Genomic DNA, 15,546 nt, shown 5'->3' with positions numbered 1-15,546 from the left:
CCAGTGTCCATTTCGTGTCGGTTGATCCATTGCCCATGCCCCGGCCCCCTCACTTGCCCTGCGCACGCGTCTCGGGCTGTGTGGCCACGCCGCGCAGGCGGATGGCATAGCCGTTGCTGTGCCGCAGATCGGCATACTCCAGCGCGCCAGGCTTGACGCCCAGCGGTCCCAGGGCCTGCGGCAAGGTGTCGATGAAATCCAGCAGCCGGGCGCCGACCTGGGCCTGCTCGCCAGCGCCCAGCTCCAGTTGCGCGCCGTTATCCAGAAACAGCTGCCAGTTGCCGCGCGGCGTCAGGTACAACGCCACAGCCTGTGCGGTCTGCGTAGTCGGCTGGCGCTGCTGCAACAGCTGCGCCAGATAGCGATACATCGCCAGCACCTGCTGCGACTGCCCATCCGGGCCAGCCAGACGCGGCAGGTTCTCGTGCTCGACCTCGCCACGGTTGGCCTCAAACACTTCGCCAAAGCTGTTGAGCATGGCCTGGGCGTCCGAGCCGTCCCACATGGCCACGGGCTGATGCTCTTCCAGCACCACCTCCAGCGTGTTCGGAAAGCCGCGCCGCAGCTCAGCGTGTCGCACCCAGGGCATTTGCTCAAAAGCCTGCCTGGCCAGTGCCAGGTTCAACGTGAACAGATTGCCCTGCAGTTGCGGCAGCACATTGGCGCGCAAACTCACGGCGCTGCTGTGCTGCGGGTTTCCATGCACCACCACTTGCGCAATGGCAAAAGCCGGATTGCGCAGCAGCCAGGCCACCAGCGCCGCACAGGCCAGCGCGAACACGCCCAAAAACACCAGCGAAGCCGTGGCGTTCATCAGGCGTACATCCACTGGTGGCGGCTGGATCGCTCTCATACCGCAGCGGCCCTTTCGTCCATGTGTTGCCGAGGCGCTGCGCCATCGCAGCGCGACGCCAGCAGGATTTGCAGGCACAAGTCCTCATAGCTGATGCCTGCAGCGCGTGCGGCCATCGGCACCAACGAGTGGCCAGTCATGCCCGGCGAGGTGTTGATCTCCAGCAAAAAGGGCTTGCCATCGCTTTCGCGGATCATCACGTCCACACGCGACCAGCCGCGGCAGCCCAGCGACTGGTAGGCCTGCAGGCTCATGCGCTGGATCTGCTCTTCCAGCTGCGCAGGCAGGCCACTGGGGCAGTAGTACTGCGTGGACTCGCCGAAATACTTGTTCTCGTAGTCGTAGTTGCCGCCGGGCGCGACGATGCGGATCACCGGCAAGGCGCGCGCCTTTTGCCCGGGCAGCTGCAGCACCGCACAGGTGGTTTCCTCGCCATCGATGAATTGCTCGCACAGCACCTGCGCGTCGTAGCGCGCGGCCAGCGCATAAGCCTGCTCACACTGATCGCTGCTGACGACCTTGGTCAGGCCGATGGTCGAGCCCTCGCGCGCGGGTTTGACGATCATGGGCGCGCCCAACTCTTCCAGCGCCAGGGCCACGGCCTGGGGCGAATCGGCCAGGCGCCAGCCTGGGGTGGCCAGCCCATCGGCTTGCCACAGGCGTTTGGTCAGCACCTTGTCCATCGCCATGGCCGAAGCTGTCACGCCCGGGCCGGTATAGGGGATACCCAGCAGCTCCAGCAGGCCCTGGATGGTGCCGTCCTCTCCGCCACGGCCGTGCAGCGCAATGAAGCAGCGCGCAAAGCCTTCCTGGCGCAAGTCCCACAGCGGGCGCTTGCCAGTGTCGAAGGCGTGTGCGTCCACGCCATGCGTGCGCAGGGCCTTTAGCACGCCCTGGCCTGACATCAACGAAACCTCGCGCTCGGCCGAGGTGCCGCCCATCAGCACCGCCACCTTGCCCAGCTCGGCCACGCTCAGCTCCAAATCCTTGTTCATTGTTTCGACTCCACTTCAATGCCTTGCGCCGCCCTGGCACGCAAGCGCTGGGCCCAGTCGTCGGCGGCCGCGCCAATGTTGCCCGCGCCCATGAACACCACCACATCGCCATCGGCCAACGTGGCCTCGATGGCCTCGCCCAGCGCCGCCACCGATTCGACGAACACCGGCTCGACCTTGCCAGCCACACGGATGGCGCGCGCCAGCGAGCGCCCATCGGCAGCAACAATGGGAGGCTCGCCTGCGGCGTACACCTCGGTCAGGAACACGCCATCGGCAGCGCTCAGGGCTTGCACGAAATCCTCAAAGCAATCGCGCGTGCGCGAATAGCGGTGCGGCTGAAAGGCCACCAGCAGGCGCCGCCCCGGGAATGCGCCGCGCGCTGCGGCAATGGTGGCGGCCACTTCCACCGGGTGGTGGCCGTAGTCCTGCACCAGCTCGAACTCGCCGCCGCGCCCGGTGGGCAACGCGCCGTACTGCTGAAAGCGCCGGCCCACGCCCTGGAACTGCGCCAGCGCCCGCTGCATGGCCGCATCGTCCGCACCCAGCTGCGTGGCAATGGCGATGGCCGCCAGCGCATTGCGCACGTTGTGCTCGCCCGGCAGATTCAGGCAAACAGGCAAATCCGGCATGGCGCGGGCCGTGCCGTGGCCGCGCTGTACGGTGAAGTGCATGCGCGTGCCCTCGGCGCGCAGATCGACGCCGCGCACCTGCGCCCCCTCGCCCAAGCCATAGGTGGTCACGGCGCAGTTGACCTGGGGCAGGATGGCGCGCACGCCTTCGTTGTCGCTGCACAGCACGGCCGTGCCATAAAAGGGCATGCGGTGCAAAAAGTCCACGAATGCCTGGTGCAGGCGGCCCAGGTCGTGGCCGTAGGTTTCCATGTGGTCCGCGTCGATGTTGGTGATGACGGCCATCACCGGCGTCAGGCACAGGAAGGAGGCATCGGACTCATCGGCCTCGACCACGATGTAATCGCCCTGCCCCAGGCAGGCGTTGGCGCCAGCGCTGTGCAGTCGCCCGCCAATGACGAAGGTCGGGTCCAACCCAGCCTCAATCAGAATGCTGGTGACCAGGCTGGTGGTGGTGGTCTTGCCATGCGTGCCGGCCACCGCAATGCCCTGGCGCTGGCGCATCAGCTCAGCGAGCATCATGGCGCGCGGCACCACCGGGATGCCGCGTTGACGCGCGGCCACGACTTCGGGGTTGTCGGCCTTGACGGCGGTGGAGGTAACCACGGCATCGGCCTGCGCCACCTGTGCGGCATCGTGGCCGATGAAGGTGCGGATGCCCAACGACTGCAGACGTCGCACGGTGGCGCTGTCCTGCAGATCCGAGCCGCTGACGATATAGCCCTGGTTGTGCAACACCTCGGCGATCGGGCTCATGCCCGCGCCGCCGATGCCCACGAAGTGAATCTGGCGCACGGCGTGCTTCATTCGACCAACTCCTCGCAAGCCTGCACGATCTGCTCGACTGCATCCATTTTTGCCAGCGCCTGGGCCTTGGCGGCGCGCGCGCACAATTCATCGCGCGTCAGGCGCTGGATGAACTCGGCCAGGGCCTGAGGCGTGAGCGCGTTTTGCTGTACCAGCCAGGCCGCGTCCTCGGTCACCAGGTAGTTGGCATTGACCGTCTGGTGGTCGTCCACCGCGTGCGGATAGGGCACGAAGCAGGCTGCCGCGCCCACAGCGGCGATCTCGGTGACGGTGCTGGCGCCGGCGCGGCACAGCACCAGATCGGCCTCGGCATAGGCGCGCGCGGTGTTCTTGATGAAGGCTGTCAACTCGGCCTCGACGCCCGCCTGGGCGTAATTGGCCTTGAGCGCCTCGAGCTGCTTGGCGCCGCTTTGGTGCGTGACCTGCGGGCGCTGCTGCGCGGGGATCAGCGCCAGCGCGCGCGGCACGATGTCGTTGAGCGCCTGCGCGCCCAGGCTGCCGCCGATCACCAGCAGGCGCAGCGGCCCTTCGCGGTGGGCAAAGCGCTTGCGCGGCGAGGCCTGCTGGGCGAACTCCGCGCGCAAGGGGTTGCCCACCCACTGCGCGCCGCGCAGCGCCTTGGGAAAGGCCGTGAACGTCAGGCGCGCCACGTGCGCCAGCAGGCGGTTGGCCAGGCCGGGCACGGCGTTTTGCTCATGCAGCACCAGCGGGATGCGGCGGCTGACTGCGGCCAGCCCGCCGGGCACGCTGATGTAACCGCCAAAGCCCAGCACCAGCTGCGGCTGCAGCTGCGCCATCAGGCGCCGCGCCTGCAGCCAGGCCGAGCCCAGCCGCCAGGGCAGCAGCAGCAAGGGCTTGACGCCCTTGCCGCGCACGCCGGCAAAGGCCACGGTGTGCAGCTCCAGCCCGTAGCCGGGCACCAGTTGGTGCTCCATGCCGCCGGTGCCGCCCAGCCAGGCCACCTGCCAGCCGCTGGCCTGCAGTGCCTGGGCCACGGCAATGCCGGGGAAGATGTGCCCGCCCGTGCCGCCGGCCATGATCAGTACCCTTTTGCCCGCTTCACTCATGTTGCCCTCTCCCCCCGGCCTTCTGCGTCGAGTCTTCTGCCCTGCATCAAAAGCCTGTTTTCGTAATCCACCCGCAGCACCACGGCCATGGCCACCAGGTTCAGCAGCACGGCCGAGCCGCCAAAGCTCATCAGCGGCAGCGTCAGCCCTTTGGTGGGCAGCGCGCCCAGGTTCACGCCAATGTTGATGACCGACTGAAAGCCGATCCACAGCCCGATGCCCTGCGCGACCAGGCCGGCGAAGATGCGGTCCAGCGCCACGGCCTGGCGGCCGATGACCATGATGCGCCGCGTGAGCCAGAAGAACACGGCAATCAGCACCGCCACGCCCAGCAGGCCGAACTCCTCGCCGATCACAGCCAGGATGAAGTCGGTGTGCGCCTCGGGCAGCCAATGCAGCTTTTCCACGCTGCCGCCCAGGCCCACGCCCCAGCCCTCGCCACGGCCAAAGGCGATCAGCGAGTGCGTGAGCTGGTAACCGCGCCCGAGCCTGTGCTCCTCGGCCCAGGGGTCGAGGTAGGCAAAAATGCGGTCGCGCCGCCAGGGCGAAGTCCAGATGATGAACATGAAGGCCAGGCCCAGCACCAGCAGCATCAGCAAGAAGCCGCGCAGGTTCACGCCGCCCAGGAACAAAATGCCCACGGCAATCACCGCCACGACCACGAAGGCGCCCATGTCCGGCTCGGCCAGCAGCAAAAAGCCAATCAGCCCCACGGCCGCGCCAATGGGCGCGACGGCGCGAAAGAAGTCTTCGCGCACGTCCATGCGCCGCACCATGTAGTCGGCCGCGTAGATCACCACGGCCAGCTTGGCCAGCTCCGAGGGCTGAAAACGCATCACGCCCAGCGGCAGCCAGCGCCGCGCGCCGTTGACGGAAATGCCCAGCCCCGGCACCAGCACCAGCACCAGCAGCGCCAGCGTGCCCAGCAGCAGCCAGATGGCGCTGGCGCGCCAGGTTTCCATCGAGATCTGAAACACCGCGATGGCGGCCACCAGCGCCACGGCCATCGAGACGGCGTGGCGGATCAGGAAAAACTCGTTGCTGATGCCGCCAAAGCGCGGGTTGTCGGCCAGCGCGATCGAGGCCGAATACACCATCACCAGACTCCAGGCCAGAATGCCCGCCAGCACGCCCAGCAAGGTCTGATCGACGCTTTGGATGGTCACCGGCCTGGGCGAAGTGGTGTAGCGGTACTCCAGCCCGGCCGAGCGCACCGGCAGCTCCAGCGCGCCATCGGGCTCGCGCCCGCGCAGACCCAGGCGGCCCAACCAGCCGCTTTTCTTGTTCGGTGTGGCCATGCTCATGTCCAGGCCTCCAGGCTTTGCCCAGCGTCCAACGCCAGCGCCTGTACGCTGTCGGCGAATACCTGGGCGCGGTGCGCGTAGTCGCGAAACATGTCCATGCTGGCGCAGGCCGGCGAGAGCAGCACGGCATCGCCCGGCTGCGCCAACGCCGCCGCCTGGGCCACGGCTTCGGGCAGGCCATCGGCGTGCACCAGCGGCACGCCACAGTCCTGCAGCGCCTGGGCAATGGCCGGCGCATCCTGGCCGATGAGCAGCACCGCACGCGCCGCTTGGCGCACCGGCTCGCGCAGCGGCGCGAAATCCTGTCCCTTACCCAGGCCGCCCAGAATCACCACCAGCCGGCGGCTGGCGCGGCCATCGGGCACCAGGCCGCACAGCGCCGCAGCGGTGGCGCCCACGTTGGTGCCCTTGCTGTCGTCGATGTACTCCACGCCCTGCACCAGGCCCAGCGACTGCACGCGGTGCGGCTCGCCACGGTATTCGCGCAAGCCGTGCAGCATGGGGGCCAGGGCCGCGCCCGTAGTGCTGGCCAGCGCCAGCGCCGCCAGGGCGTTGGCCACGTTGTGCTGGCCGCGGATGCGCATCGCATCGGCCGGCATGAGCCGCTGCACGAACCACTCGCCCGCCTGGGCCTTGCGGCCCTGGCCGCTGCGGCCTGCGGGCGGCGCCTCGCCCACGGTGGTTGCCAGCCAAGGCATGCCGTGCTCCACAACCACGCCCCAGTCGCCCCATTGCTGCGGCGCCTGCAGGCCGAAGTGCAGCACCTGGCGCTGTGCCGCAGCCCGCCCGCCCCTGGGCGATTTGGCCGCGGGCGCGGGCGTCAGCTCGGGCAACAAGGCCATCAAGGTGGCGTCGTCACGGTTCATGACGACCACGCCCTGCTGGCCATACACCTTGGCCTTGGCCTGCACATAGGCCTGTTGGCTGCCGTGCCAGTCCAGATGGTCCTGGCTGATGTTCAGAATCACGCCGGCCGTGGGCTCGAAGCCGCTGCTGTAGTCCAGCTGGAAGCTCGACAGCTCCAGCACCCAGGTCTGTGGCAGGGCGCGCGCCAGGGCATCGGGCCCGGCCTGCGCGGCTGCGGCGGGCGGCTGTGCCTTGCCGTCAGCGTCGGTTTCGGTATCGGTGTCGGTGTCGGCTTCAGCCTCGGGGCCGGCGTCCAAGTCGGCGCCGGCCTCCTGCTCGGCAGCGGGCGCTGGCAGCACCTCGCTTTGCAAGTCGGCTTGTTGCGCTGCGGCCTCGGCCTGGGCCAGGCATTGCGCCAAGGTGTCGAGCAGCGAGGGGCCGATGTTGCCGGCCACGGCCACGCGCTGGCCAGCGCGCTCGAGCAGCTGGGCCGTCAACGACGTCACTGTGGTTTTGCCATTGGTGCCGGTGATGGCCAGCACCTGGGGCTGGTAGTGGTGCTGCTGGCGCAAGCGGCGCAGCGCCTGGGTGAACAGATCCAACTCGCCACCGAAGAACACGCCGCTGCGCGCTGCCGCCTCACGCACTGCGGCCACTTCAGCTGGGGCCAGGCCGGGCGAACAATACACAGCCGAAACTTCGACGTGGCCCACGCTGCTGCACAGCAACTGGGCCTGCAGCGGCTGGCCGAAGCGGCACTCCACGCCTGGCAGCTGTTGCAGCGCCTGCTGCCCAGGCGGGGCCGAGCGCGTATCGGCCACGCGCACGCGCTGGCCCTGGCTGGCGCACCAGCGCGCCATGGCCAGGCCAGAAATGCCCAGCCCCAGGATCAGCACCAGGGGCGAGGCATTGGTTGTCGTTGTCGGCATGTGCGCAGGCATGGCTTACCTCAGCTTCAGCGTGGCCAGGCCCGCCAGGCACAGAAACATGGTGATGATCCAGAAGCGCACCACGACCTGGGTTTCCTTCCAGCCCTTTTTCTCGAAGTGGTGGTGCAGCGGCGCCATCAGCAGCAGGCGACGGCCCTGGCCGTAGCGTCGGCGCGTGTACTTGAACCAGCCCACCTGGGCGATGACCGAAAGCGCCTCGGCCACGAACACGCCGCCCATGATGGCCAGCACGAACTCCTGGCGCACGATCACAGCGATGGTGCCCAGCGCGCCGCCCAGCGCCAGCGCGCCCACGTCGCCCATGAAGACCTGGGCCGGGTGGGCGTTGAACCACAGAAAGGCCAGGCCCGCGCCGGACATGGCGGCGCAAAACACCAGCAGCTCGCCCGTGCCCGGAATGTGCGGGAACAGCAGATAGCGCGAGAACACGGCATTGCCGGTGACGTAGGCAAACACGCCCAGCGCCGAGCCGACCATCACCACCGGCATGATGGCCAGGCCGTCCAGGCCGTCGGTGAAGTTCACCGCATTGCTGGCGCCGACGATGACCAGAAAACTCAGGATGACAAAGCCCAGCACGCCCAGGGGATAGGCCACGCCCTTGAAGAACGGCACGGTCAGCTGGGTGTTGAGCTCGAAGCTGGGCGAGAAGCCCGAGGCCACCCAATCCACAAACAGCGCCAGCACGCGCATGTTGTTGACTTCAGAAATGCTGAAGGCCAGGTACAGCGCCGCCACCAGGCCGATGATGGTCTGCAGCAGAAACTTCTGGCGCGAACGCATGCCCTCTGGATCCTTGTAGACCACTTTGCGCCAATCATCGACCCAGCCGATGGCGCCAAAGCCCAGCGTGACCCAGAGCACGACCCAGACGAAGCGGTTGCTCAGATCGGCCCACAGCAGGGTGGACACGGCTATGGCGATCAGGATCAGCACGCCGCCCATGGTGGGCGTGCCGCTTTTGACCAGATGGGTTTGCACCCCGTATTCGCGCACCGGCTGGCCGATCTTGAGCGAGACCAGGTAGCGGATCACGCGCGGGCCGGCCACCCAGCCGATGACCAGCGCCGTCATGGCGCCCATCATGGCGCGGAAGGTCAGGTACTGCACCACGCGCAGAAAGCTCAGCCCCTCCGGGCTCAGGTTCAGCAGCCATTGCGAGAGCCACAGCATCATAGGCTGACCCTCCCGCTGGCTGCGCCGTCGAGCGCCAGCACAGCCTGCACCACCTGCTCCATGGCCATGCAGCGCGAGCCCTTGACCAGCATGCTGGTGGGCAGGTGCGCCTGCTGCGCCGTCGTTTGCAGCAGCGCCTCGCGCGACTCGAAATGCCGCGCCTGCGCGCCGAAGGCGCTGGCCGCGTGTGCGGCCAGCGCGCCCAGCGTCCACAGCCCGTCGATGCCACGGGCGCGGGCGTATTCACCCACCTCGGCATGGAACTGCGGCCCCTGTGCACCAACTTCTGCCATGTCGCCCAGCACCAACAGGCGCGGTGCGGGCAGCGCCGCCAGCGTGTCGATGGCCGCGCGCACCGAATCCGGGTTGGCGTTGTAGCTGTCGTCGATCAGCCACTGCTGCGTGCCATCGTCGTGGCAGAAACGGTGCAGAACGCCCCTGCCCTGCACTGGGCGGAAATCCTGTAAACCCTGGGCGATGGCCGCCAACGGCACGCCAGCAGCCCAGGCCGCAGCGGCGGCGGCCATGGCGTTGCGCACGTTGTGCCGCCCCAGCACACCAAGCTGCAGCTCCAGCGCCTGGCCTTCGATGTCCAGCTCCATGGCCCAGCCGGCCTCGCCCCACTGGGCGCGGCGCAACTGCACGGCGCTGCCGGGCGCGCCGAAATCCACGATGCGCCGGCCCTGCGCCAGCCCGCGCCACAGCGGCGCAAAAGCATCATCGGCGGGGAACACGGCCACGCCATCGGCCGGCAACGCCGCCAGCACGGCGCCGTTTTCCTGCGCCACGGCCTCGACGCTGTGCATGAACTCCTGGTGCTCGCGCTGCGCGTTGTTGACCAGCGCCACCGTGGGCTGGGCCACGGCCGCCAGCGCGGCGATCTCGCCCGGATGGTTCATGCCCAGCTCGAACACCGCCATGCGGTGCGCCGCGCGCAGCCGCAGCACCATCAGCGGCAGGCCGATGTCGTTGTTCAGATTGCCCTGGGTGGCCAGCGCAGCCTGGCCATGCGCGGCGCACAGGATGCTGGCGAGCATTTGCGTGACCGTGGTCTTGCCGTTGCTGCCGGTGACGGCGATGACGGGCAGCGCCAGCTGGCTGCGCCACTGCCCAGCCAGCGCCAGCAGGGCCTGGCGCGTATCGGCCACTTCCAGGCAGGGCAGCTGCTCTGCAGCGCGGCCGCGCTGCACCAGCGCCGCGGCCGCGCCACTGGCCTGCGCCTGGGCCAGGAAGTCGTGGCCATCGAAGCGCTCGCCGACCAGCGCAACGAACAAATCGCCCGCGCGCAGGCTGCGGCTGTCGGTGTGCACGCGCTCGATCGCCACCTGCTCCTGGCCGGTCGCAGCGCGCAGCTCGGGCGCCAGCCCTTGCTGGCCGAGCCACTCAGCGGCCTGTTGCAACTGCATCATCATGCGGCCACCCCAGATGGGGCCTGGCCCCGTTTGTCGTTCTCGTCATTGCCTTCTTCTTGCTTGTTCTTGGCGCTGCCCCAGTTGGCCAAGGCTTGCTGGGCTTCATCCAGATCGGAGAAGGGGTGACGCACCCCTTTGATCTCCTGGTAGGCCTCGTGGCCCTTGCCGGCCAGCAGCAGGACGTCGTGCGCGGCCGCGGCGGCCACGGCGGCGGCAATGGCCGCGCGGCGCTCAGGCAACACCTTGGCAGCGGCGCGCTGCGCTGGTGTCAGCCCGGTTTCGATCTGCGCGATGATGGCCAGCGGATCTTCGCTGCGCGGGTTGTCGCTGGTGATCCACAGCGCATCGGCGGTCTGCGCAGCGGCCATGGCCATCAGCGGGCGCTTGCCTGCGTCGCGGTCGCCGCCGCAGCCAAACAGCACGCTCAGCCGGCCGCCACGCTGCGCCGCCACCGGGCGCAGCGCCTGCAGCACGGCGCGCAGCGCGTCGCTGGTGTGGGCATAGTCCACCACCACCAGCGGCTTGCCCGGCTGCGCCAGCATCTGCATGCGACCGGGCACAGCCGGCACCTGGCGGCACAGCTGCGCGGCCTGCTCCAACTCCAGCCCCATGGCGCGCAGCATGCCAAGCAAGGCCATCAGGTTCTGCACGCTGTAAAGCCCAGTAACGCGCGCGCGCACTTGCGCCTGGCGCAGCGGCGCACTGACTTCGCCCTGGGCTGCGCTCTGGGCGGCAGGGGCGTATTCGAGCACCTCGAAGCGCACGCTGTCGCCATCGAACTGCACACCCTGGGCACACAGGCGCGCCGTGGCCGCCGGCAGACCATCGGCCTGCACGGCGTAATCCCAAAGGGCCAGTCCAGGCCGCGCCAGCAGCGCCTGGCGCAGGCTTTGACCGTAAGCATCCTGGGCATTGAGCACCGCAGCTTGCAGGCCGGGCCAGTCGAACAGCAGGCGCTTGGCTGCGCCGTAGGCCTGCATGCTGCCGTGGTAGTCCAGGTGGTCCTGGGTGAAATTGGTGAAGGCGGCCACGCAGATGCGCGTGCCGGCCAGGCGCGCCTGCTCCAGCCCGATCGACGAGGCCTCGATGGCACAGGCGCTGGCGCCCTGGCGCTGCATGTCGTGCAGCGCCGCTTGCAGCAGCAACGGCCCGGGCGAAGTCAGGCCGGTGTCGCGCAAAGCCTGCGGCGGCATGCCCACGCCCAGCGTGCCGACGTAGCCGCAGGGGCGCCCGGCCAAACCCAGCACATGGGCCAGCCACCAGGCCAGCGTGGTTTTGCCGTTGGTGCCGGTGACGGCCACCACATCCAGCGCCTGGCTGGGCTGGCCGTGCCAAAGCGCAGCGATCTCGCCGCTGGCCTGGCGCAGTTGCGGGTACAGCGCCAGCGCAGGCAATGCCTGGGCCTGGGCTTGCCCGGCCGCGCGTGCGGCCAACCAGGCCTGTGCGGCCTGGGCATCGACCAGCAGCGCAGCAGCGCCAGCGGCGCTGGCGGCCTCAATGTGCGCGGCCAGTTGCGCAGGGCGCGCCAGTGGGCGACCTTGGGCAGACTGGCTGGGCAGCGCGAAGAAGGCGTCGCCGGGCTGCACGGCCCGGCTGTCGTCGCGCAGGCTGGCGCCGGGCGCCAGGTGCTGTTGCAGCCAGGCCAGCGCTTGGCTGGGCTGTTGCAGGATGGGCGGCTGGCTCATTGCAGCACCTCCTCGTCCACGCCGGTGGCAATGATCTGCGGCTTGACGTCCATGTCCGGCTGGACGCCCAGCAGGCGCAGGCTTTGCTGCACCACCTGGCTGAACACGGGCGCAGCCACAGCGCCGCCGTAATACTGGCCGGCGCTGGGCTCGTCGATCATCACCGCAACGATGATGCGCGGGTTCTCCATCGGCGCCATGCCGACGAACCAGGAGCGGTATTTGTTGGCCGCATAGTGGCGCCCGATCTGCTTGCGCGCCGTGCCGGACTTGCCGCCTACGGAATAGCCCACGGTCTGCGCGCGCTGGCCCGAGCCGCCCGGCGCAGCCGCCAGCATCAGCATGTGGCGCACGGCCCGCGCCGTCTTGGAGGAAAACACCTGCACGCCCACGGGCGGCTGGCTGCGCTTGAGCAGCGTCGCTGGCAGCAGCACGCCATCGTTGGCGAACACGGTGTAGGAGCGCGCCATCTGCAGCAGGCTGGCCGATAGGCCGTAGCCGTAGGACATGGTGGCCTTCTCCACCGGGCGCCAGGTCTTCCAGGGCCGCAGGTTGCCGCTGGCCACGCCGGGAAAGCCAATCTGCGGGCGCTCGCCAAAGCCAGTGGCGGCGAACACGTCCCACATGTAGCGCGACTCCATCATTTGCGCCAGTTTGGTGGTGCCCACGTTGCTGGACTTCTGGATGATGCCCTCCACGGTCAGCGTGCCGAAGTTGCGCACGTCCGAGAGCTTGGCGCCAGTGACGGTGATAAAGCCGGGGCTGGTGTTGATGGGCGTCTTGGGGCCGACCAAGCCAGCTTCGAGCGCCATGGCCACGGTGATGGGCTTCATCACCGAGCCGGGCTCGAACACATCGGTCAGCGCGCGGTTGCGCAGTTGGTCGCCCGTGAGGTTGCGGCGCGCGGAAGGATCGAAGCTGGGGTAGTTGGCCAGCGCCAGAATTTCGCCGCTGCGGGCATCGAGCACCACCACGCTGCCTGCCTTGGCCTTGTGCGCAGCCACCTGCTCGGCCAGTTTCTGGCTGGCGAAGAACTGCACCTTGCTGTCGATGGAAAGCTGCACGTCCTGGCCGTCCACCGGCGCAACCGTGTCGCCCACGCTCTCGACGATCTGCCCCAGGCGGTTGCGGATCACGCGGCGCGAGCCGGCCTTGCCGCCCAGCGTCTGGTTATAGGCCAGCTCCACGCCTTCCTGGCCCTGGTCCTCGACGTTGGTGAAGCCGACGATGTGCGCCGCGGCCTCGCCCTCAGGGTATTGGCGCTTGTACTCCTTGCGCAGATGGATGCCATTGATCTTCAGCGCCATGATCTCCTGCCCAAGCTCCCAGTCGAGCTGGCGGCGCAGCCAGACGAAGGTCTTGTCCTCATCGGACAGGCGCGCCTGCAAATCCTTGAGCGGCATATTCAACAGCCGCGCCAGTTGTGCCAGCTGCTTTTGCACATCGGCCCCGTCGTCACCCTGGCGCACATCTTCCGGGATGGCCCAAATGCTGGCCGCAGGTACGCTGGAGGCCAGAATCAGGCCATTGCGATCGACGATCTTGCCGCGATTAGCAGGCAAATCCAGCGTGCGCGCATAGCGCACCTCGCCCTGGCGCAGAAAGAAGTCATTGCCAAACACCTGCACATGCGCGGCGCGCGCCACCAGGCCCATGAAGGCCAGCGCCAGGGTGACAACCACTACGCGGCTGCGCCAGACCGGCGCCTTGCTGGCCAGCAAGGGGCTGGTGGCGTAAGCCACAGGGCGGCTGGCGCGCACGCGCTTGTTGCTGTTGCCGCTCGGCTTCATTGCCCACCCCCTTGCTGCGCCGGGGCCGCTGGCGCGCCCTCCTGCACCTGCGGCAGCAAAGCCTGGCGCTGTTGCTCGGCCAGGCGCGCGCTGCGCCCGGCCGGCTCGCGCACGTAGCGCGTCGTGGCCGGCATGGCAGGCGTCATCTTCAGCTCAGTGCGCGCAAACTGTTCCACGCGCGCGGCCGCAGCCTGGGCGCGCACGGCCACTTGCAGCGTTTCGGATTCGGTCTCCAGCTGGCGGGCCTGCACCACTTCGCGGTCCAGCTCGGAATACAGGCGGCGCGACTCGTACTGAACGCGCACCAGCGCCAGCGCAGAACCCACCACGAGCAGCAGCAGCACGAGATTCAGGCGCACGATCATGGCGCCTCCGTTCTTTCAGCCACGCGCATGATGGCGCTGCGCGCGCGCGGGTTGGCCTCCACCTCGGCCTGCGTGGGCTTGATGCGCGCCACAGCGCGCAGCAGCATCGGGCGCTCCTGGGCCAGTGGCATGCGCCGGTCGTAGTGCTGGCGCGAGTGCTGCTCAATGAAGCGCTTGACGATGCGATCCTCCAGCGAATGGAAGCTGATCACCACCAGCCGCCCACCGCTCTTGAGCACCCGCAGGCTGGCCGTCAGCGCTTGCTGCAGCTCTTCAAGCTCTGCATTGATGAAAATCCGTAAAGCCTGAAAGGTGCGCGTCGCGGGGTTCTGACCCGGCTCACGGCTTTTGACCGCACCAGCCACGAGTGCGGCGAGTTCTGCGGTGCCTGTGATAGGCCCCCGCTCCTGTCGGCGAGCAACAATCGCCTTTGCAACGCTGCCAGCATACCGCTCTTGCCCGTATTCACGAATCACCTCTGCAATCTCGCCTTGCTCGGCGTGTTCCAACCATTGCGCCACGGTCTGCCCACGGCTGCTGTCCATGCGCATGTCCAGCGGGCCGTCCATGCGGAAGCTAAAACCTCGGCGCGCGTCGTCAATCTGCGGGGAGCTAACCCCCAGATCCATCAAAATGCCATCCACACTGGCGGGCTCCAACCCAGCCAGCTGGGCAAAGCCCTCGTGGCGAATCTGCAGGCGACCATCGCCCAGCGACTGGGCGTGGGCGATGGCCTCGGGATCTTTGTCGAACACCACCAGACGGTCCTCGGCCGCCATGCGCGCCAGGATGGCGCGGCTGTGCCCGCCACGCCCGAAAGTGCCATCGACCCAGCAGCGCGGCCCGGGCGCAGCCGGCCCGCCCAGCAGGGCCTGCACCGCCTCGTGCAACAGCACCGTGGTGTGGCCCAGCGCCGCTGCGGCCTGCTGCGCGGCGGCGCAGGCCTCGGGCGCGCCGGGAGCCGCTGGCGGGGGCATGGCAGTTGAAGGCAAGGTCTTGCTCACAGCGTGATGTCCTTGATCGCATCGGGCATGGCCTGCTGCTGCAGAGTCTCGGCCTCTTTGGCCTCGTAGCTGGCCTTGTCCCACAGCTCGAACACATTGCCCAGGCCCAGCAGCACGGCCTCCTTGCTCAGGCCGACGGCCTGGCGCAGCTCGGGCGGCACCAGCAGACGACCGGCGCCGTCCATCTCCACGTCCATGGCATTGCCCACCAGGATGCGCTTCCACCAGCGCACCGACTCGGGCAGGGCCAGCACTTTTTCGCGGTATTTCTCCCACTCCGGGCGCGGGAAGATCATCAGACAGCCATCGGGATGCCGGGTGATGGTCAGCCGCCCCTCGAACTGGTTCGAGATGGCGTCACGATGCCGGGTCGGCACGGAAAGCCGACCCTTGGCATCAATGGTCACCGACGAAATCCCCTGGAAAAGCATGATTGCTAGCCGCGCCGGGTATGCGCACCCTCACCCCAAAATGAACTGACGCAACCCACTCTAGCCCACTTTATGACTGGATTACGTCACTTAATTACACTTTAACAGGATTTTCTGGCGACGCCGTCTGGCAAACAATTACTTTCAATGGAATCAATAAGTTAGCCGCCAACCCCTGACGAGGATGGCGGCCTAAATCTTTTGGAAAATTAACGAGTTAGAAGGGTAT

General features: G+C 68.0%; 13 protein-coding genes. All 13 read right to left on the bottom strand.

The window, feature by feature from the left end; translation table 11 throughout:
• Positions 1-49 precede the first annotated feature (49 nt).
• From CK620_RS05690 to mraZ, 13 genes are read right to left on the bottom strand one after another with little or no spacing between them, the layout of a single operon-like run.
• Positions 50-853 (bottom strand): cell division protein FtsQ/DivIB, encoded by an 804-nt coding sequence (locus CK620_RS05690; RefSeq protein WP_095549469.1) that lies wholly within the window; start codon positions 851-853, stop codon positions 50-52.
• Positions 850-1,848, bottom strand: coding sequence for a D-alanine--D-alanine ligase (locus CK620_RS05685; protein WP_095549468.1), 999 nt, complete (start codon positions 1,846-1,848; stop codon positions 850-852). The genes CK620_RS05690 and CK620_RS05685 overlap by 4 nt, the downstream gene beginning before the upstream one ends.
• A complete protein-coding gene (murC, locus tag CK620_RS05680) occupies positions 1,845-3,287 on the bottom strand; it encodes a UDP-N-acetylmuramate--L-alanine ligase (protein ID WP_095549467.1) in 1,443 nt (480 codons plus the stop codon). Before murC ends, CK620_RS05685 begins: the two co-directional genes overlap by 4 nt.
• The gene (gene murG / locus CK620_RS05675) at positions 3,284-4,354 is read right to left on the bottom strand and encodes an undecaprenyldiphospho-muramoylpentapeptide beta-N-acetylglucosaminyltransferase (RefSeq protein ID WP_095549466.1); all 1,071 of its coding nucleotides are present in this window, start codon (positions 4,352-4,354) and stop codon (positions 3,284-3,286) included. Before murG ends, murC begins: the two co-directional genes overlap by 4 nt.
• The gene (gene ftsW, locus CK620_RS05670; RefSeq protein ID WP_238944819.1) at positions 4,351-5,658 is read right to left on the bottom strand and encodes a putative lipid II flippase FtsW; all 1,308 of its coding nucleotides are present in this window, start codon (positions 5,656-5,658) and stop codon (positions 4,351-4,353) included. The genes murG and ftsW overlap by 4 nt, the downstream gene beginning before the upstream one ends.
• Complete coding sequence (locus CK620_RS05665; RefSeq protein WP_095549465.1) at positions 5,655-7,445, bottom strand: Mur ligase family protein; 1,791 nt, start codon at positions 7,443-7,445, stop codon at positions 5,655-5,657. The genes ftsW and CK620_RS05665 overlap by 4 nt, the downstream gene beginning before the upstream one ends.
• A gap of 3 nt (positions 7,446-7,448) precedes the next feature.
• The gene (gene mraY, locus CK620_RS05660; RefSeq protein ID WP_095542496.1) at positions 7,449-8,630 is read right to left on the bottom strand and encodes a phospho-N-acetylmuramoyl-pentapeptide-transferase; all 1,182 of its coding nucleotides are present in this window, start codon (positions 8,628-8,630) and stop codon (positions 7,449-7,451) included.
• Positions 8,627-10,039: a UDP-N-acetylmuramoyl-tripeptide--D-alanyl-D-alanine ligase gene (locus CK620_RS05655; protein WP_095549464.1), complete on the bottom strand. Its 1,413-nt coding sequence runs from the start codon at positions 10,037-10,039 to the stop codon at positions 8,627-8,629. The genes mraY and CK620_RS05655 overlap by 4 nt, the downstream gene beginning before the upstream one ends.
• Entirely contained in the window at positions 10,039-11,727 is a 1,689-nt protein-coding gene (locus CK620_RS05650) for a Mur ligase family protein (protein WP_095549463.1), read from the bottom strand. Before CK620_RS05650 ends, CK620_RS05655 begins: the two co-directional genes overlap by 1 nt.
• Entirely contained in the window at positions 11,724-13,517 is a 1,794-nt protein-coding gene (locus CK620_RS05645; RefSeq protein ID WP_095549462.1) for a peptidoglycan D,D-transpeptidase FtsI family protein, read from the bottom strand. The genes CK620_RS05650 and CK620_RS05645 overlap by 4 nt, the downstream gene beginning before the upstream one ends.
• Complete coding sequence (gene ftsL, locus CK620_RS05640; protein WP_338062600.1) at positions 13,514-13,882, bottom strand: cell division protein FtsL; 369 nt, start codon at positions 13,880-13,882, stop codon at positions 13,514-13,516. The genes CK620_RS05645 and ftsL overlap by 4 nt, the downstream gene beginning before the upstream one ends.
• Entirely contained in the window at positions 13,879-14,886 is a 1,008-nt protein-coding gene (gene rsmH / locus CK620_RS05635) for a 16S rRNA (cytosine(1402)-N(4))-methyltransferase RsmH (protein WP_420894203.1), read from the bottom strand. Before rsmH ends, ftsL begins: the two co-directional genes overlap by 4 nt.
• Positions 14,883-15,317 carry a division/cell wall cluster transcriptional repressor MraZ gene (gene mraZ / locus CK620_RS05630; protein WP_095549460.1) on the bottom strand — a complete coding sequence of 145 codons (435 nt, stop codon included), beginning with the start codon at positions 15,315-15,317 and terminating at the stop codon, positions 14,883-14,885. Before mraZ ends, rsmH begins: the two co-directional genes overlap by 4 nt.
• Between the last annotated feature and the right edge of the window lie 229 nt (positions 15,318-15,546).

The sequence above is a fragment of the Vandammella animalimorsus genome (assembly GCF_002285285.1).
Taxonomy (GTDB): Bacteria; Pseudomonadota; Gammaproteobacteria; order Burkholderiales; family Burkholderiaceae_C; genus Lampropedia; species Lampropedia animalimorsus.
Note: the sequence above shows the minus strand (reverse complement) of the source record. Positions and strands in the feature narration are given on the sequence as shown.